At 63.4% G+C, this 17,038-nt stretch carries 18 protein-coding genes and 1 tRNA gene; 14 read left to right on the top strand and 5 right to left on the bottom strand.

What is annotated here, in order from left to right; translation table 11 throughout:
* Positions 1–27 precede the first annotated feature (27 nt).
* The 3 genes from HMPREF2559_RS09915 (at position 28) to HMPREF2559_RS09905 (ending at position 2,839) form a co-directional block, all read left to right on the top strand.
* Positions 28–273: a hypothetical protein gene (locus HMPREF2559_RS09915; protein ID WP_066488240.1), complete on the top strand. Its 246-nt coding sequence runs from the start codon at positions 28–30 to the stop codon at positions 271–273.
* Positions 274–540: 267 nt separating this feature from the next.
* Positions 541–1,209, top strand: coding sequence for a DedA family protein (locus HMPREF2559_RS09910; protein ID WP_070540556.1), 669 nt, complete (start codon positions 541–543; stop codon positions 1,207–1,209).
* 265 nt (positions 1,210–1,474) lie between these two features.
* Positions 1,475–2,839 (top strand): citrate:proton symporter, encoded by a 1,365-nt coding sequence (locus HMPREF2559_RS09905; RefSeq protein ID WP_070540553.1) that lies wholly within the window; start codon positions 1,475–1,477, stop codon positions 2,837–2,839.
* An 88-nt stretch (positions 2,840–2,927) separates the two neighbouring features.
* Here the strand turns inward: HMPREF2559_RS09905 and HMPREF2559_RS12825 are convergent, their stop codons facing one another.
* Positions 2,928–3,212, bottom strand: coding sequence for a hypothetical protein (locus tag HMPREF2559_RS12825; protein ID WP_141759207.1), 285 nt, complete (start codon positions 3,210–3,212; stop codon positions 2,928–2,930).
* A gap of 518 nt (positions 3,213–3,730) precedes the next feature.
* A tRNA-Leu gene (locus HMPREF2559_RS09895) sits at positions 3,731–3,816 on the bottom strand.
* Between the two features lie 293 nt (positions 3,817–4,109).
* On the opposite strand from HMPREF2559_RS09895, the gene HMPREF2559_RS09890 reads away from it, so the two are divergent.
* Both HMPREF2559_RS09890 and HMPREF2559_RS09885 read left to right on the top strand, forming a co-directional pair.
* Positions 4,110–4,661: a YbhB/YbcL family Raf kinase inhibitor-like protein gene (locus tag HMPREF2559_RS09890; RefSeq protein WP_070540545.1), complete on the top strand. Its 552-nt coding sequence runs from the start codon at positions 4,110–4,112 to the stop codon at positions 4,659–4,661.
* A gap of 1 nt (position 4,662) precedes the next feature.
* Positions 4,663–5,052: a hypothetical protein gene (locus HMPREF2559_RS09885; RefSeq protein ID WP_083297826.1), complete on the top strand. Its 390-nt coding sequence runs from the start codon at positions 4,663–4,665 to the stop codon at positions 5,050–5,052.
* Between the two features lie 66 nt (positions 5,053–5,118).
* On the opposite strand, the gene HMPREF2559_RS09880 is transcribed toward HMPREF2559_RS09885, so the two are convergent.
* The gene (locus tag HMPREF2559_RS09880) at positions 5,119–6,231 is read right to left on the bottom strand and encodes a quinone-dependent dihydroorotate dehydrogenase (RefSeq protein WP_066488268.1); all 1,113 of its coding nucleotides are present in this window, start codon (positions 6,229–6,231) and stop codon (positions 5,119–5,121) included.
* Between the two features lie 18 nt (positions 6,232–6,249).
* A complete protein-coding gene (locus HMPREF2559_RS09875) occupies positions 6,250–7,308 on the bottom strand; it encodes a WD40 repeat domain-containing protein (protein ID WP_231732318.1) in 1,059 nt (352 codons plus the stop codon).
* A 103-nt stretch (positions 7,309–7,411) separates the two neighbouring features.
* Here HMPREF2559_RS09875 and HMPREF2559_RS09870 point away from each other — a divergent pair, with 103 nt between their 5' ends.
* The 9 genes from HMPREF2559_RS09870 to HMPREF2559_RS09830 all read left to right on the top strand — a co-directional run bounded on the left by HMPREF2559_RS09870 (position 7,412) and on the right by HMPREF2559_RS09830 (position 16,803).
* Entirely contained in the window at positions 7,412–8,239 is an 828-nt protein-coding gene (locus HMPREF2559_RS09870) for an undecaprenyl-diphosphate phosphatase (RefSeq protein WP_141681583.1), read from the top strand.
* Positions 8,240–8,274: 35 nt separating this feature from the next.
* Positions 8,275–9,513 carry a cysteine--1-D-myo-inosityl 2-amino-2-deoxy-alpha-D-glucopyranoside ligase gene (gene mshC, locus HMPREF2559_RS09865; protein ID WP_066488283.1) on the top strand — a complete coding sequence of 413 codons (1,239 nt, stop codon included), beginning with the start codon at positions 8,275–8,277 and terminating at the stop codon, positions 9,511–9,513.
* A gap of 24 nt (positions 9,514–9,537) precedes the next feature.
* Positions 9,538–9,918: a hypothetical protein gene (locus HMPREF2559_RS09860; RefSeq protein WP_066488319.1), complete on the top strand. Its 381-nt coding sequence runs from the start codon at positions 9,538–9,540 to the stop codon at positions 9,916–9,918.
* A complete protein-coding gene (locus HMPREF2559_RS09855) occupies positions 9,918–10,622 on the top strand; it encodes an HAD family hydrolase (protein WP_066510562.1) in 705 nt (234 codons plus the stop codon). The genes HMPREF2559_RS09860 and HMPREF2559_RS09855 overlap by 1 nt, the downstream gene beginning before the upstream one ends.
* 72 nt (positions 10,623–10,694) lie before the next feature.
* Positions 10,695–10,958, top strand: a complete 264-nt coding sequence (locus HMPREF2559_RS09850; RefSeq protein WP_066488287.1) for a phosphoribosyl-ATP diphosphatase — start codon at positions 10,695–10,697, stop codon at positions 10,956–10,958.
* Between the two features lie 39 nt (positions 10,959–10,997).
* Complete coding sequence (gene hisG, locus HMPREF2559_RS09845) at positions 10,998–11,843, top strand: ATP phosphoribosyltransferase (RefSeq protein WP_070540542.1); 846 nt, start codon at positions 10,998–11,000, stop codon at positions 11,841–11,843.
* A 117-nt stretch (positions 11,844–11,960) separates the two neighbouring features.
* Positions 11,961–13,523 (top strand): aspartate ammonia-lyase, encoded by a 1,563-nt coding sequence (aspA, locus tag HMPREF2559_RS09840; protein ID WP_070540540.1) that lies wholly within the window; start codon positions 11,961–11,963, stop codon positions 13,521–13,523.
* A 200-nt stretch (positions 13,524–13,723) separates the two neighbouring features.
* Entirely contained in the window at positions 13,724–15,028 is a 1,305-nt protein-coding gene (locus HMPREF2559_RS09835; RefSeq protein WP_066488296.1) for an anaerobic C4-dicarboxylate transporter, read from the top strand.
* Positions 15,029–15,132: 104 nt separating this feature from the next.
* Positions 15,133–16,803 (top strand): formate--tetrahydrofolate ligase, encoded by a 1,671-nt coding sequence (locus HMPREF2559_RS09830; protein ID WP_066488298.1) that lies wholly within the window; start codon positions 15,133–15,135, stop codon positions 16,801–16,803.
* A gap of 55 nt (positions 16,804–16,858) precedes the next feature.
* On the opposite strand, the gene HMPREF2559_RS09825 is transcribed toward HMPREF2559_RS09830, so the two are convergent.
* Positions 16,859–17,038 (bottom strand): HNH endonuclease (locus HMPREF2559_RS09825; protein ID WP_148138809.1); only part of this gene is annotated, 180 nt, incomplete at its 5' end.

The following is a 17,038-nucleotide window of genomic DNA, read 5'->3' as shown; positions in this document are numbered from 1 at the left end:
TACGGCTAGACGTGTAGAATTTCCGTCATGTCGATTATTGTTTCCACTCATTACAAGGTCACCGGCGTCCACGACGACGATGACGTGCGCAAGGCACTGCAGTCCCTCTACGATATTTTCGCTGAGCACGGCCTGGGCCAGGCGACTTTCGAAATCCGTTCGCAGGACGACGTCAAGCTCATCATCAAGCACAAGGACGACGTCATCCCCAATGTCGCGGAGATGAATAAGGCCTTGGCGTCCGCGGGCAACTACGAAATCGTCTCGCGCTAACGACGCATTCCTTTAACGCAGAACACTGCCGCCGGTCACGGCGGCAATTCTTTTAGGCTGCCGTGAACTTCCTGGCAATATCGGGGGTATGCGCGTGTGGGTTAGGTTCGCACGGCGGGGAAGAGGATACTAGAGGAAACTCATTACTCGTCGCTGCAGTGGCGAGTCCATTTGGCGCCCGTGAGGACGCAGCCGCGCTCCGGGCTTGTGCATCCGGGGTCACGCGTCCTGGGCCTTTTTCAATTCCTAAAGGTGGATGCACCAGCCATGTCAAACCTCACTTCCTACCTCGACGCCGCGACGTTGCTCGAGGCTTTTGGCCCTTGGGTCATCGCCGGCATCGCGCTCGTCGTCTTCATTGAATCCGGTGTCCTGTTCCCGTTCCTGCCCGGCGACTCGCTGCTCGTCACGGCAGCCGTGCTGCGGGGTCAACTCAACGTCTCTATCTGGGCCCTGCTGATGGTAGGCTTCGTCGCCGCCTTCCTGGGCGACCAGGTGGGCTTCTGGCTGGGCCACAAGTTTGGGCGCAAACTCTTCAAGGCTGACGCCCGCCTGCTCAAGCTGCAGTATCTCCACGCTGCCGAAGACTTCTTTGCCAAGCATGGACCGGCAGCGCTCGTGCTGGGGCGCTTTGTGCCCATCGTGCGCACGTACGTCCCCGTCGCAGCAGGCACGGCGCAGATGCCGTACCGTCACTTCATCGGCTGGAACGTCGCGGGCGCAGCTTTGTGGGTGCTGTCCATGAACTTGGTGGGAGTATTCCTGGGCAATATTCCGGGCATTGCAGACTCGATCGAAAAGATCATGCTCCTCATAATTTTCATCTCAGTCGCGCCGATCATCATCAAGGCGCTGTATGAGCGCCACAAGTTGAAAAAGCGCGCCACCATCGTGGAGGAAACGCCAGCCGTACTCAGCGATAATACTGCGCGCTAAGCATCAGCTCATACCCACAACCGGACGCCGCCGTGGTGTCCGGTTGTGTTCGTTTTCGCCGAAGAATGAGCACGATGGCAGAGGAGAAGCAGCCTTGATCGGGGTACCAATGTGTATTTACGGAATATCCTTAGTAATCTCATTCACACCTGTTCTGCGCCGGTGAGGTGTGGCATAAGGGGCGTTACGGCGCTGGCCGCAACTGTGGCCAAAGAAAAGTTCTGAATCGATCAAGGTCGCCCAGCGACCGAGAAGGACGTTGAGCATGCAAACTTCACTCGGCCTCACCCTCATGGGCCTCGTGATTATCTTCCTTACGGTGGGAATCCTAATCCGCGGTAAGACGAACCCTATTGTTCCCATGACGCTTGTGCCGGTGGCTGGCGCGCTCCTGTGCGGCTACGGGCTGGGGGAGATCTCTGACTTCTTTAGCTCAGGTCTCGAATCCGTGATGAACGTCGTGGTGATGTTCATCTTCGCCATCATCTTCTTTGGCATCCTCCAAGACGTGGGTCTGTTTGTGCCGGTCATCCGGGCGCTCATCAGGGCGACGCGAGGCAACGTCATTGCGGTCACCATGGGTACGGCCGCCATTGCCATCGTGGCGCACCTCGACGGCTCCGGCTCGACGACGTTCCTGCTCACCATTCCCGCGCTGCTGCCGCTCTACAAGGCGCTTCGTATGTCGCGCTACATCCTCATTACAATCGTCGCCCTGTCGGCGTCCGTGATGAATATGCTGCCTTGGGGCGGCCCGCTCGGCCGTGCAGGCGCCGTCGTGGCCCAGGAACCCAATGACATCTGGGTCCACCTCCTTCCCATCCAGGGTGTCGCCGTCGTCATGGTCCTCCTCGTCGCCGCGGCCCTGGGCCTGCGCGAGCGGCGTCGTCGCGCGCGTCTGCGTGCCTCGGGTGAGTTCGAAGGCGACACTAACGTCGATGTCGAGCAGATTGCGCAGGCCTTCGCTGCGCAGCAGGCCGCCGATAAGGAGGCGCTCGGATTCCGTCACCGCACCGGCCGATGGGTCACCATCGTCAATATCGTGGTCGCACTGCTCATCCTCGTGGCGCTGCTCTCCGGCCTCATGCCGCCAGCCCCGGCGTTCCTCATCGGCACGACCATCGCACTCATCGTCAATTTCGAGGGCGCCTCCGAGCAAAGCGATGCGCTCCGTCGCCACGCCCCGAATGCGCTCGCCATGGCCGGGGTCATCCTCGCTGCCGCCATGTTCCTCGGCGTCCTCAACGAAACCGGCATGCTCGAGGAAATCGCGCTCACGCTCGTCAACATCCTCCCGGAGGAAGTCGGTCCGTACCTCCACGTCATCATCGGCGTCTTCGGCGTGCCGCTCGATCTCCTCACGTCGACGGATGCGTACTACTTCTCCGTGCTGCCCATCATTCAGGGCACCGTGGAAACGTACGGCATCACGGGCATGGGTGCCGCGTCGGCGCTCATCATCGGCAACGTCATTGGCACGTTCGTCTCGCCGTTCTCGCCGGCTCTGTGGCTCGCCCTTGGCCTCGCGGGGGCAAACATGGGCAAGTACCTCAAGATTGGCTTCCCGCTCGCGTGGGGCTTCTCCGTGGTCCTCGTCCTCGTCGCATTTTTGACGGGCATGCTGATGTAACAGCCGTCGCCCTTCTCCCAAGCCCGCCGTGCGCACGCTGTGCGCCGGCGGGTTTGGTGATCATCGCGCCTAAGCATCGGAGCCGTTCTTAACGGAGACCTGGGGTTTCTTCGCGCGATATAGCGGGCACAACCTGCAGAAATATCCAGGCGTAGGCCAAGGTTATTGCACCCATGCACAAGCCCACTGCGGCATGCGTCGTGGCAGGATCGGCGCCCGTGCTTATCTGCCACATACCCGCCGCACCGGCGACCGAGCCGAATGCGGCGGTGATGATATGCACGACGGAACGAGTCGCCGGCGACAAACAAAATAGTAGAAAGTGAAGGCCGACGATAACGGCGATGGCAGGCTGTATCAGATCGACGTTCATGCTACGGAGGAGATAGACCGCGCCCCATATCACGAGAAATTCAACGCAGAACGCCACGGACACTATCCGGTTGGTCGCACGCCGTTCAGCGTGGTCTGCGGCACCTACAGGGTTTGTGGCCAGGGTTACCCGTTGGCGCCGGCGATGTAGGCGCAGGACGATTAATACAGCAGCGGCAATGAGTTCTAGCACTGCTAAGGCGGTGCCTACTGGATAGAGTCCTAGCGGCCAATGGACCCACAGGAAAGTGAATCCAATCATTATCCAGAATCCTAGGGTGCGCGAGTCCACGAGAGCAGTCCCTCCTTATCGAGGCGTAGGGAAAACGGGGCGGCCCCGGTGAGCAACAAAGACTAGGACACCAGGTCGTAGACGGGGCCAAGCCCGCGCAGTATCACTTTTGTGGAGAGCATATACGTCAACGGCAAGCGCGCCGCGACAATCGAAGACGACAGGGGAGTAAGGAGAGTACGGGAAAACCACGAAAGGCTCCGGAGTAATCCGGAGCCTTTGCTCTGTGCCCGAGGGGGGACTTGAACCCCCACGTCCGTTAATAGGACACTAGCACCTCAAGCTAGCGCGTCTGCCATTCCGCCACCCGGGCTGGGTGCTTCGGCCTTTCGACCTGGCTTGTGCTTTCAACCTCTCGGCTGGGCACTCGTAAAATATAGCCCGATTCAGAGCATGAGCGCAAATCGGCAGGTCATTGACTATTTCTACGTACTTTAAGAGTGATTCTTGCGGCTTAGAACTTACAACGCTGCAACTTTGCCCACTGCGCGTGGGGAAATCGGCATTCCTGCGGCGGCCTGTGGGCCGGATTGTGCTCGAAAACGGCGCAGAATGTGGCGGGCCAATCTCCAGCACATATGGTGTGACATGAGGTACAAAGGAAGCATGATTTCTTACGCTGATGATCCCCGTTTCCCCGGACCCGACCCGTACGCCCCATTGCGCGATGTGCCGTCGTTCGAGTTGACCTCAGCGGACATCGAAGACGGCGCGGAGATTGCAGATCGCTTCCGCGCTCCGGAGTCCGTCTCGCCCCAGCTGGCCTGGTCTGGTCTGCCAGAGGGCACTAAGTCCCTCGCCGTCACGTGCTACGACCCGGATGCGCCCACCGCGTCGGGCTTCTGGCATTGGGCAGCCTTCAACATTCCTGCCAACGTCACGGAGCTGCCCACAGGCGCAGGCGCCGCAGAAGACCTCGGCCTGGGCGGTGACGTGGTGAGCCTGCGCAACGACTCGGGCGCGCGCACCTACTACGGTCCCAACCCGCCAGCCGGCCATACGCCGCACCGTTACCTCTACGTCGTCCACGCCGTCGACGTGGAAAAGCTCGACATCGACCCGGATTCCACGGCCACCGTGCTTGGCTTTAATCTGCATTTCCACGCGCTCGGCCGCGCCATTCTCTGGGGCTGGTACGAGACCGTTGAGGAGGCCTGATATGGCCAAGACCATGCCCGGCACGGCGCCGGTGCCCGTGGCGCTGCGCGTCGGTGGCGCGTTCATGGCGCTTGCACTCGTCCTGCTGCTCTTTGGCGTGCTCTCGCTCGTCTCAGACGGTTGGATGGTGCCCTACGGTGTTTCGCCCCGTTTCTTGCTCATCGTCGCCGCAGCGGCGCTTGCAGGCGCCTTCGTGACTACGAGCACGGAACACCGCGGCTCGCCGGCCCAAGTTATCGGTTTGGTCGCCGCGCTGGCGCTCGTCATCGCCAGCCGCTTCGTGAGCGCCCAGGCCATCGGCCACATGGCGCAATACTGGCTGTTCCTCTATGCCGTAGCCGCTCTCCTGTGCGCGCTCGTCATCCGACGCTCGCTTATTCCTAAGGACTAGGAGAAAAAGCCACACGCCCCCGCGTCTTCCAACGAAGACGCGGGGGCGTTGCGTGCGCGTGGGGCCTTAGGCCTTCCAGGGGAGGCCAGAGCCGACGGCATCGGAAAGCGAGGCAAGGCCATGCGCGCGGACCTGGGCGGCGAGGCCAAGGTGGATGTCGCGGATCCAATCCGGGCCGCCATAGATGAGCGGCGTGTAGCCCTGCAGGAGCGAGGCGCCGGAGGTAATGCGCTCCCACGCCTGCTCCGGGGTGGAGATACCGCCCACGGCGATAAGGGCCAGCTTGTCACCCACGCGGGCGTGGAGACGGCGCAGGACCTCCAGCGCGCGGGCGGCGACGGGCGCGCCGGAGATGCCGCCGGCGCCCATGGCCTCGACCTCTTCGCGCGGAGTCTGCAGGCCCTCGCGCGAGATGGTGGTGTTGGTGGCGACAATGCCAGCCAGACCGAGGTCGACGGCGAGGTCGGCCACGGCGTCGACATCTTCATCGGAGAGATCCGGGGCGATCTTGACGAGGACCGGGACCTTCGTGGATTCCTGGACAGCGACGAGGATGGGGCGCAGGGATTCGACGGCCTGGAGGTCGCGTAGGCCCGGGGTGTTGGGGGAGGAGACGTTCACCACGAGGTAGTCCGCGAGGTCGCCTAAGACGGAGGCGGACTGGCGGTAGTTGGCGACGGCCTCCTCGGCAGGCACCACCTTGTTCTTGCCGATGTTGATGCCGATGACGTCGCTGTAGCGGCGCGCGCGGAGGTTCTGCGCGACCTTGGAGGCGCCGTCATTGTTAAACCCCATGCGGTTGAGGATGGCCTTGTCTGCGGGCAGACGGAACAGGCGCGGGGCTGGGTTGCCCGGCTGCGGCATGGCGGTGACGGTGCCGAGCTCGGCGTAGCCGAAGCCCACGGAGGTCCAGGCATCCGGCGCGGAGCCGTTCTTGTCGAAGCCGGCGGCCAGGCCCAGGGGACGCGGGAAGTGGACGCCGAAGACGTCCTGAGCGAGGACCGGGTCGTCGACAGCGAGTGCCTTGCCCAGGGCGCGGTTGACGGGGCCTAGCTTCTGCAGCCCGGCGAGGCCTTGGGAAATGATGGTGTGAATGCGCTCGGGCGAGAACTGGAACATGCCCTTGAGCGCGACGTGGTAGGCCTTGATGCGAAGGTCGTGGAAGCGGGAGGAGGTCATCGGAGAATCCTTAAGGGTTTAGGCGTCGAGCTTGGGGTCGGAGACGATTTGAAGGCCAGCGCCGGTGGCGGAGCCAAAGACCGCGATGCCGTCCTCGGTGACGGCCATGTGTTGGGCGTCGGCAACAGTGTCGACCTGTCCCTGGGGCTCGGGGACACCAGAAGCGATGCGGAAGGCCTGCGCCTTATTGTTGTCCGTCGTCGTGACCCACGCGAGCTGACGGCTGTCGTCCCAAGCGGTGGCCCACGGCATGCCGTCGGTGTTGCCAAACTGGTGGAGACGAATGACGTCCTCGGAGGTGTAGATGGCCACGCGCTTGCCCTCGGTGTCCGCGGCGACGAGGACGCCATGGTTGCCGGAAGAGATAAGGCCCACGCCTTGGCCGACGCGCAGGCGGCCGCCCTCGCGGGAGTTCTCCCAGTCGAGGTTCTGGATGGTGGTGTCAGCGCGCCAGACGCGCACGACGTTGTCAGTGCCGTCCTGGTTGCGCACGGCCACGAGCTGGTCGGTGGGGGCCTGGACCGAGAAGTCGTCAATGCGCTTATCGTCCTTGTAGACGGCGACCTCGCTCGCCTCGTGAGAAGAAACGAAGAGCTCGCCGGAGGAGGTGAGCGCTGCGGCGGTCACGGGGTAGGCTTCCTCGGTATTGACCATGCGTTTCTGGGTGGGGTCCGCGGCGTCGAAAATGCGCACGCGGTTGCCGCACGCGAGAACGAATTCGGTGTCGGTCGGCGTGAGGTCGCCGCACTGTGTGTCGACGTCGATGGCCGTGGCTTTCTTCGCCGTGAAATCGGCGGGGGTGCCGATGGTGAGCGTGTCCGGGGTGCGCACGGCGATATACTCACCGGCGGCCTCAATGTCCGTGATATCACCAAAGTCGATGACGTCGCCTGCGGGGTGAGCATCCTTCGGGGAGGGGGCAGGCGAGGCGTCGCCCATCTCCTCTACGTTGTCGTCTGCGGTCGTATTCGGCATGTCCGAGCACCCGGCCACCGCAGCGCCAGCCAGGCCCACAGCGAGGGCGGTGGCGGCGAACCGGCGGGCGGCAGGAGCGGACTTCTTCATCACTACAGTCACGTCGGGTTAGTCTAGCAGCGCAACCCCGCGTGGCAGAGCACCTCACATACAGAAAAGCCGGGTAGGGTGTCCTGTCGTGATTGAAGCAACCGCCGCCAGCGACATGTCCTGGCTCCAAGTCATTGTTCTCTCCGTCGTGCAGGGCCTCACCGAGTTTTTGCCGGTGAGCTCCTCGGGCCACCTGCGCATCGTCTCCACACTTTTCTGGGGCGAAGACGCTGGCGCGTCTTTTACCGCCGTCATCCAGCTCGGCACAGAGGCCGCCGTGCTCGTCTTCTTCGCGAAGATGATCTGGCAAATCCTCACCGGCTGGTTCCGTGGACTGTTCAATAAGGAGCAGCGCGGCCAGGATTACCGGATGGGCTGGATGGTCATCGCGGGTTCCATCCCAATCGGCATCATTGGCGTGCTCGCCAAGGACATCATCCGCGAGAACCTCCGCAACCTGTGGATCACTGCCGCGATGCTCATCGCGTTCTCCTTCGTCTTCATCATCGCGGAACGCACCTCCAAGAAAACGCGCGGCTTCGAGGACCTCACGATGAAAGACGCCCTCATCATGGGTCTGTGCCAGTGCCTCGCGCTCATCCCGGGCGTCTCGCGCTCCGGCGGCACCATCTCCGGCGGCCTCTTCCTCGGCCTCGACCGCGAGGTCGCCACGCGCTTTTCCTTCCTGCTCGCCATCCCGGCCGTGCTGGCCTCGGGACTCTTCTCGCTGCCGGACGCGTTTGACCCGGCGGCGGGACAGGCGGCATCGGGAGCCCAGCTGCTCGTGGGCACGCTCATCGCGTTCGTCATCGGCTACGCGTCGATTGCCTGGCTGCTCAAGTTCGTGGGCAACCACTCCTTCGAGTGGTTCGCGGCTTATCGCATCCCGGTGGGCATCCTCGTGATGATCCTGCTGGCCCTGGGCGTGCTGCAGCCCTTCTAGAAACGTTTAAAGCTTAAAGCGATAGGATAGTCACCATGCATTCTTGGCCCGTACCCGAATTCACCACGCTGCCGGGCACTCCGCAGCAGCTCCACCTCTATGACACCGCGAACCGCACCATTGCACCGGTGGAGGTCGAGGGTGATACCGCCGGCATGTATGTCTGCGGCATCACGCCCTATGACTCGACGCACCTGGGGCACGCGGCCACGTACCTCACGTTCGACCTCATCTACCGACAGCTGCTCGACAACGGTCACAAGGTCCACTATGTCCAGAACATCACGGACGTCGATGACCCTCTCTTCGAGCGCGCCGAGCGTGACGGCGTGGACTGGCGTGAGCTGGGCACCTCCCAGATCAACCTCTTCCGTAACGACATGGAGCTGCTCTCGGTCTTCCCGCCGCAGGACTACATCGGTGCGATGGAGGCCATCGACGAGGTCATCGACATGGTTCAAAAGCTCCTCGACAACGGCGCGGCCTATGTCGTGGACGACGCGGAGTTCCCAGACGTCTACGCATCCATCGACGCCACCGCGAACTTCGGCTACGAGTCGAACTACTCGCGCGAGCAGATGATGGAGTTCTTCCGCGAGCGCGGCGGCGACCCGGACCGCGCAGGCAAGCACGACCCCCTCGACGCGCTGGTGTGGCGCGCCCGCCGCGAGGGCGAGCCGTCCTGGGACTCGCCGTTCGGTCCGGGCCGCCCGGGCTGGCACATCGAGTGCTCCGCCATCGCCACCAATCGCCTGGGCAAGAACTTCACCGTCCAGGGCGGCGGCAGCGACCTCATCTTCCCGCACCACGAGTTCTCCGCCGCGCATGCGGAGGCCGCCCTGCACTCCGAGCGCATGGCCGACTTCTACGTGCACACCGGCATGATCGGCCTCGACGGCACAAAGATGTCCAAGTCCCTGGGCAACCTCGTCTTCGTCCACAAGCTGGTGGAGGCCGGCCACGACCCCTCGGCCATCCGCCTCGGCGTCTTCGCGGGCCACTACCGCACGGAGCGCGACTGGTCAGACGGCGTCCTCACGGACGCCGCGGACCGCTTGACCAACTGGCGCGAGGCCCTCAACCACCCAGGCTCACGCGAGCTTGCCGATGCCCTCGTCGCGACGTTGCGTGAGCATCTCGCCGCCGATCTGGACACGCCGGGCGCTCTGGCCGCGGTGGACGAGTGGGCATCGGCAAGCCGGGGCTCCGATGAGGAGACCGCGGGCGAGCTGGTATGCGCGGCACTTAATTCGCTCCTCGGCGTGCGGGTGTAAGAAAAATAGGGGACAATGGCGCTCATGAGCATTCGCGCCGACTTCCAATCCACCGTCGACGAATTCATCGCCGACCTCACGTCCTTCGCTACTGGCTCGTACCTCAAGGAGGACGAGAAGGAATTCTGGGACCAGCCCTTTGACCCGGCGGTACTGCCGCAGCTGCGCAGCCTCCTCGAAGGCTTCCTGGACAACCTCGACAAGGTGCCGGATGACCCGGATGGGGAGACCATCGCCGCCGTCGCGGTGCCCTTCGTTGAGTCGCTGGAGTCCTTCAACGCGGCCCACGCGGGCGCGGTCATCGAGCCGGAGGAGAAGGAAGACCTCGCGGCCTTTATGCATGACGCAGCCGCGGCCACTGGCGCGGACGACGAGGCGCTGCGCGCGCTGCCCGAGCTCGACTAATGGGGCGGCCGCAGGCAATCTTCTGGGACATGGATGGCACCCTCACGGACTCTGAGCCGCTGTGGGAGAAAGCCACGTACCGCATGGCCGCGTTGCTCGGCCGAGAACTCACGCCCGAGGTGCGCGAACGCACCGTGGGCGCAAGTTTCCCCAACACTTTCCGCATCTGCTGCGAATGGGCCGGTTTTACGCCCGCGCACGGCGACTATGAGCGTTACCGCGACGACTCTTTCGAGTATGTCGCCTCGCTGTATCAGTCCCAGGACACCGTGTTTCCCGGCGTTCGCGCGCTACTGTCTGAACTGCAGGCGGACGGCGTGCCCATGTTCGTGACCACGAATACGGAACGCGCCGTGGCTATCGACGTCGTCGAGTCCATCGGGCGGTCCTACTTCGTCGACGTCATCTGCGGAGACGACGTGCCCGTGGGCAAGCCAGACCCGGCGATGTACCTCGAGGCAGCACGCCGCGCTGGCGCCCCTCCCGCGGACTGTCTCGTGCTCGAGGATTCCGCGACGGGCATGCGTGCTGCCGTCGACGCGGGGTGCCGCACGATCGGCCTGCCGCTCGATGACACGGTCACTGTGCCAGCGGCGGCCGTGCCTATCGCAACGCTCCGCGGGGACGACCCGCGCGCTCGTCACCTCGACGGAGTGGCGGCGGCGGATCTCTACCGCTGGTTTGCGCAGCTGCCCACGCCATAGTTTTTGGTAGACCAAAAGAAATACGGGGGCAATCACTGCGGGCCCAGTGTGGGGGTGCAATAATGAGGCACTATGAAGAATTTTGATGAGCTTTTTGCCGAAATTTCCGCCAAGGCCGCCGCGCATGAGGCTGGCTCAGGCACCGTGGACGCCCTCGACAAGGGCGCCCATTTCATTGGCAAGAAGATCATCGAGGAGGCTGGCGAAGTCTGGATCGCCTCCGAGTACCAGTCCGACGCCGAGCTCGCGGAAGAAATGTCGCAACTCATGTACTGGACCCAGGTCATGATGGTCAAGCGCGGTCTCACCCCCGACGACATCTACAAGTATCTCTAGTACAAGCATTTCTAGAACCACAGGGGAGTTCATCCAACCATGATTAAAGTCGCCGTCCCCAACAAGGGATCACTGTCTGAAGCCGCCACATCTATCCTCGCCGAAGCTGGCTACAAGGGCCGCGGCATGAACAAGGTCCTCAACATCGTCGATGACGTCAACGATGTGGAGTTCTTCTTCCTGCGTCCCAAGGACATCGCCATCTACGTCGCCTCCGGCGTGCTCGATTTGGGTATCACCGGACGCGACCTCGCCGCCGACTCGCGCGCCGACGTCCAGGAAATCCTCGACCTCGGATTCGGCTCGTCCACCTTCCGCTATGCCAGTGTCGCTGGTGAGGACTGGAGCATTGACAAGCTTGAGGGCAAGCGTATCGCCACGTCGTATCCGAATATCGTCCGTCAGGACCTGAAAGATCGCGGGCTCAACGCCGAGGTCATCCGTCTGGACGGCGCGGTGGAGATTTCCATCCGCTTGGGCGTCGCGGACGCCATCGCCGATGTCGTCTCCACCGGCACGACGCTGCGCCAACAAGGCTTGGCCCCTTTCGGCGATCCCATCGTCACCTCCGAGGCCATCGTCATAAAGCGCTCGGGCGTTGAGGTCACTGCCGAGGAGCAGGTCGTGTTGGGCCGTATCCAGGGTATTCTCCACGCCCGCAACTACCTCATGCTCGACTACAACGTGGCGCAGGACAACCTCGCCGCCGCGGCGGCCGTCACGCCGGGCCTTACCGGCCCCACGGTCTCGCCGCTCAATCGCGAGAACTGGGTAGCGGTGCGCGCCATGGTGCCCAAGCGCGAAGCCAACCAGATTATGGATAAGTTGGCCGCCCTCGGCGCCGAGGCCATCCTCGCGTCCGACTTGCGGATTGCGCGAATTTAAACCCCATATCCGGGGGGTAATCCGGCCATCGCGGCCTAGGTCTGCGCGAATAGCACTACGATGGTGGGGGTTGTAAAACACTTACCCACCCTCGAGTACTAGGAGTTGTAGACCAAAATGGCTAAAACCTCCAAGAAGGCCGAAGAGACCACCGCGAAAGTCGAAGCAACGGCTGCTGACACGGCCAAGAAAGCTGATGTGACGACCCCGGCTCCTGAGGTCGCCAAGGAAGAGAAGTCGGCGAAGAAGTCTGCCTCGAAGAAAACCCGCACCGAGACCGACCTGCTCGGCGACATGGAAGTTCCGGCTGACGCGTACTACGGCGTCCACACGCTCCGCGCCATGGAAAACTTCCAGATTTCCTACGTCACCATCAACACCATCCCGGACTTCATCCGCGGCATGGTGCAGGTGAAGAAGGCCACCGCAATGGCCAATCGCCGCCTCCACGTCCTCCCCAAGAAGAAGGCCGAGGCCATCATCTGGGCCTGCGACCAGATCCTCGAAGAAGGTCGCTGCATGGACCAGTTCCCGCTCGACGTCTTCCAAGGCGGCGCGGGCACCTCGCTCAACATGAACACGAACGAGGTGGTGGCAAACCTCGCGCTCGAGCACCTCGGCGAGGAGAAGGGCCGCTACGACATCATCAACCCCAACGATGACGTCAACATGTCCCAGTCCACGAACGACGCATACCCGACCGGTTTCCGCCTCGGCGTCTACTCCTCGCTGGATAACCTCATCGAGCGCATCGACGCCCTGCAGCAGGCCTTCAACGACAAGGGCAACGAGTTCCAGGACATCCTCAAGATGGGCCGCACCCAGCTGCAGGACGCCGTGCCCATGACGCTCGGCGACGAATTCAAGGCCTTCGCGCACAACCTGGCCGAGGAGCAAAGCGTGCTCCGCGATGCGCAGGCACGCCTGCTGGAGATCAACTTGGGCGCCACTGCCATCGGTACCGGCGTCAACACCCCGGCCGGCTACCGCAGCCAGGTCACCGCGGCGCTCGCCGAGGTCACTGGCCTCGAGATCAAGACCGCCCGCGATCTCATCGAGGCTACCTCGGACTGCGGCGCCTACGTGCTCGTCCACTCCGTCATCAAGCGCGCGGCCATGAAGCTGTCCAAGATCTGCAACGACCTGCGTCTGCTTGCCTCCGGCCCGCGCGCTGGCCTCGCCGAGATCAACCTGCCGCCGCGTCAGGCCGGTTCCTCCATCATGCCGGGTAAAGTCAACCCGGTGATCCCGGAGGTCGTCAACCAGGTCTGCTTCAAGATTTTCGGCAACGACCACGTCGTCACCATGGCCGCCGAGGCCGGCCAGCTCCAGCTCAACGTCATGGAGCCGGTCATCGGCGAGGCGCTCTTCCAGTCCATCCGCATTATGGGCAACGCCGTCGACACGCTCCGCGAGAAGTGCGTCACCGGCATCACCGCCAACGCCGATGTCTGCCGCGCCTACGTGGAAAACTCCATCGGTATCGTCACGTACCTCAACCCGTTCATCGGCCACCATAATGGCGACATGATCGCCAAGGAGTCGCTGAAGACCGGCAAGGGTGTGCGCGACCTCATCCTGGAGAAGGGCTTGCTCGACGAGGCCACGCTCGACAAGGTCCTGTCCGTCGAGAACCTCATGCACCCGGAGTTCCGCGGTCAGTTCTACATCGACGACTAAACCGCCCGTACTCCGCACACGCCCCGTCCGCGCCGCACCCTGGCGCCGGCGGGGCGTTGCGCGTGTGGGAAACAACACAAACGGGCCCAAATCGTGTCCGAAAGTATTCTATTCAGTCGCCGCGGTGGAAGAATAGGGGATAAGCGCGGCCCACGGAAGCCGCCATCCACCACTCACTTCTTTCTTTGAGAGGACTTCTCGTGGTTATTGTTCACATCCTCATCGTCCTCGCGGCGATCGTCCTGGGCGCCCGCCTCGGCTCCATCGGCATCGGCATGGCCGGCGGCCTGGGCGTCCTGCTCCTCGGCGCCACCGGCATCCCAGTTACGCGCGAGGATATCCCGTTCGACGTCATCGGCATCATCATGACCGTCATCGCCGCCATCGCCGCTATGCAGCGCGCGGGCGGCATGGACTACCTCGTCCACATCGCCGAACGTTTCCTACGTAAATCCCCGAAGCGCGTGACCTACTACGCGCCTATCGTCACCTGGCTCATGACGGTGCTCGCCGGCACCGGCCACACGGCGTTCTCCACGCTCCCCGTCATCGTCGAGGTCGCCAAGGAAGGCAACGTCCGCCCGTCGCGTCCGCTGTCCATCGCCGTGGTCGCCTCCCAGATGGCCATCGTGGCCTCGCCGATTTCGGCGGCCGTGGTCTTTATGGCCAGCGCCGTCGAGCCGCTCGGCGTGGGCTACCTCCAGCTCCTCGCCGTCGTCATCCCCGCGACCTTCCTGTCCATCTTCCCAGCGGCGTGGCTTGCCAACCGCATGGGCGCCGAGCTTGCCGATGACCCCGTCTACCAGGAGCGCATGACCGCCGGCCTCGTCAAAAAGTCGGAGGCATCGACCTACGTCCCGACCAAGGAAGCCAAGACCTCGGTGTGGATCTTCCTCGTTGCCATCCTCGTCGTCATGGCATGGGCCACGCTTACCTCGGACCAGCTGGGGCTTATCTCGGACCCGACACTGCCGCGTAACGAAGCGATTATGACCATCATGCTCACCGCTGCGACGGTCATCTTGCTCATCACGAAGGTCCCGGCCGTGGACGTCCTCAACACTCCGGTGTTCAAGTCCGGCATGTCCGCGTCCATCTGCGTGCTCGGTGTGGCGTGGCTCGGCACGACGCTCATTAACTACTACATGGAGGACATCAACTCCATCGCGGGTTCCACGCTGGAGACCTCGCCGTGGCTGCTCGCTGTCGTCCTCTTCTTCGCCGCGGCCCTGCTGTACTCGCAGGCTGCGACCGCGAAGGCCATCGTTCCGGCTGCTCTCGCGCTCGGCGTCTCTCCGCTGACCGCCGTCGCCGCGTTCCCGGCCGTCTCTGCGCTGTTTATCCTGCCGACCTACCCGACGCTGCTCGCGGCCGTCGAGATGGACGACACGGGCTCGACGCGCATCGGCAAGGCCGTGTTCAACCACCCGTTCCTCATTCCGGGCACAGTGTCCATCGTGGTCTCGGTTCTGCTCGGTTACGCCTTCGGCGCCGTGCTGCTCTAGTCGCCCCCGTTCGGGGCCGCGCGGGCATGAGAATCTCGTCTCATGCCCGCTTTTGCGTACCTGGACCCCACCGCGGCCCATGTGTGCTGGTTACTATTTAAGACATGACAACACAGCCATCCGACGTTGAAATCGCACAAGCACACCCACTCAAGCCGATTACGGAGATCGCCGCCACCGCTGGCATCCCCGACGCCGCACTCATTCCTTATGGCACCACCAAAGCCAAGGTCGACATCACCGCACTCGAGTGCGTCGAGCCCGCCGAGGGCAAGATCGTTCTCGTCACCGGCGTCTCGCCCACGCCGGCGGGCGAAGGCAAATCCACCGTGCTCATCGGGCTTGCCGATGCCTTCTCGCAGCTCGGCGAGCGCACCGTCGTCGCCCTGCGCGAGCCCTCCCAGGGCCCGGTCATGGGCATCAAGGGCGGCGCGGCCGGGGGCGGCTATTCGCAGATCGTCCCGATGGAGGACATCAACCTGCACTTCACCGGCGATTTCCACGCCATCTCGGCGGCGACGAACACGCTGGCGGCCATCATCGACAACCACATCCACCAGGGCAACGAGCTGAACATCGATCCGCGTAAGGTGACGTGGCAGCGCTGCATCGACGTCAACGACCGCGCGCTGCGTCATGTCGTCACGGGTCTGGGCGGCCCGACGCATGGCGTCCCGGCGGAGACCGGATTCACCATTACGGCGGCATCGGAAATCATGGCCATCCTGTGCTTGGCCACCTCGCTGAAGGATCTGAAGACGCGCCTGGGCGACATCACGGTCGGCTTCACCTACGACGGCGAGCCCGTCACCGCCCGCCAGCTGCAGGCAGAGGGCGCGCTCACCGCGCTCATGCGCGACGCGCTCAACCCGAACCTCGTCCAAACCCTCGGTGGCACCCCGGCCTTCGTCCACGGCGGCCCGTTCGCCAATATCGCGCACGGCTGCAACACGCTGCTGGCCACTCAGACCGCCCAGAAGTTCGGCGACGTCGTGCTCACCGAGGCTGGCTTCGGCGCGGACCTCGGCGGCGAGAAGTTCATGGACATCAAGTCGCGCTTCGGCCATCTCGACGTCGCGGGCGCCGTAGTCGTCGCGACTATCCGCTCCCAGAAGTACAACGGCGGGCAGGCTCGCGAGGATCTCACCACCGAAAATCTCGAGGCTCTCAAGGCCGGCGTCATCAACCTTGAGCGCCACGTGGAAAACATCCGCAAGTTCGGCGTCAAGCCGGTCGTGGCGCTCAACCTGTTCTGGTCCGACACCCAGGCCGAGCGCGACTTCATGCGCGAGTGGGCTAAGGGCTTCGACGTCGCGCTCGCCGAGTGCAGCGTCTGGTCGGACGGCGGCGCCGGAGCGCTCGATCTCGCGCAGACGGTCCGCGACAACTTTGTGAAGGGGGAGTCGAAGCAGCTCTACGATCCCGCAGCTGGCATCGAAGCCTCCATTGAGACCATCGCGCACGAGCTCTACCGCGCATCGTCGGTTGAGTATGGCCCCAAGGCGAAGAAGGACCTCCAGTACATCAAGGACAACGGCTGGGAGGAATTCCCCGTCGTCATCTCCAAGACGCAGTACTCATTCTCCGATGACCCGACTGCTCTCGGCGCACCCATGGGCCACACCCTCCACGTCCGCGAGCTGCTTCCGCGCACCGGCGCCGGCTTCATCGTGGCGCTCACGGGTGACGTCATGACTATGCCGGGCCTGCCCAAGGAGCCGGCCGCCAACCGCATCGACGTGGCACAGGACGGCACGATCTCCGGCCTGTTCTAAAACCACGACGTCTAGCCCCATCGGCGATGTCGATGGGGTTTTCGCGTGTGTTTCGTTAGCAGATGATGGGGTCGCCGTAGGCTGGCTGGAACCAGATGCGGCCTTGGTCGTCTTTCCAGTAGCTATCGCCGTCGGCCTTCTTCCCGTTGTGATACCTACACAGTGGCATCAAATTATCCAGGACGGAGAGCCCGCCTTTGTTGACGGCTACGATGTGATCGTTCTCGCAGCGGTC

It is taken from the genome of Corynebacterium sp. HMSC072G08, assembly GCF_001809185.1.
Taxonomy (GTDB): domain Bacteria; phylum Actinomycetota; class Actinomycetes; order Mycobacteriales; family Mycobacteriaceae; genus Corynebacterium; species Corynebacterium phoceense.
Note: the sequence above shows the minus strand (reverse complement) of the source record. Positions and strands in the feature narration are given on the sequence as shown.

Bases quoted from the DNA above. Each gene is read 5' to 3' on its own strand.
- HMPREF2559_RS09880 (WP_066488268.1), bottom strand. From the start codon at position 6,231: ATGACCTCCTCCCGCTTCCACGACCTTCGCATCAAGGCCTACCACGTC.
- HMPREF2559_RS09870 (WP_141681583.1), top strand. From the start codon at position 7,412: ATGTCCTGGCTCCAAGTCATTGTTCTCTCCGTCGTGCAGGGCCTCACC.
- HMPREF2559_RS09850 (WP_066488287.1), top strand. From the start codon at position 10,695: ATGAAGAATTTTGATGAGCTTTTTGCCGAAATTTCCGCCAAGGCCGCC.
- HMPREF2559_RS09885 (WP_083297826.1), top strand. From the start codon at position 4,663: ATGGCCAAGACCATGCCCGGCACGGCGCCGGTGCCCGTGGCGCTGCGC.
- HMPREF2559_RS09890 (WP_070540545.1), top strand. From the start codon at position 4,110: ATGATTTCTTACGCTGATGATCCCCGTTTCCCCGGACCCGACCCGTAC.
- HMPREF2559_RS09860 (WP_066488319.1), top strand. From the start codon at position 9,538: ATGAGCATTCGCGCCGACTTCCAATCCACCGTCGACGAATTCATCGCC.
- hisG (WP_070540542.1), top strand. From the start codon at position 10,998: ATGATTAAAGTCGCCGTCCCCAACAAGGGATCACTGTCTGAAGCCGCC.
- HMPREF2559_RS09830 (WP_066488298.1), top strand. From the start codon at position 15,133: ATGACAACACAGCCATCCGACGTTGAAATCGCACAAGCACACCCACTC.
- HMPREF2559_RS09915 (WP_066488240.1), top strand. From the start codon at position 28: ATGTCGATTATTGTTTCCACTCATTACAAGGTCACCGGCGTCCACGAC.
- aspA (WP_070540540.1), top strand. From the start codon at position 11,961: ATGGCTAAAACCTCCAAGAAGGCCGAAGAGACCACCGCGAAAGTCGAA.
- HMPREF2559_RS09855 (WP_066510562.1), top strand. From the start codon at position 9,918: ATGGGGCGGCCGCAGGCAATCTTCTGGGACATGGATGGCACCCTCACG.
- HMPREF2559_RS12825 (WP_141759207.1), bottom strand. From the start codon at position 3,212: ATGAACGTCGATCTGATACAGCCTGCCATCGCCGTTATCGTCGGCCTT.
- HMPREF2559_RS09905 (WP_070540553.1), top strand. From the start codon at position 1,475: ATGCAAACTTCACTCGGCCTCACCCTCATGGGCCTCGTGATTATCTTC.
- HMPREF2559_RS09910 (WP_070540556.1), top strand. From the start codon at position 541: ATGTCAAACCTCACTTCCTACCTCGACGCCGCGACGTTGCTCGAGGCT.
- mshC (WP_066488283.1), top strand. From the start codon at position 8,275: ATGCATTCTTGGCCCGTACCCGAATTCACCACGCTGCCGGGCACTCCG.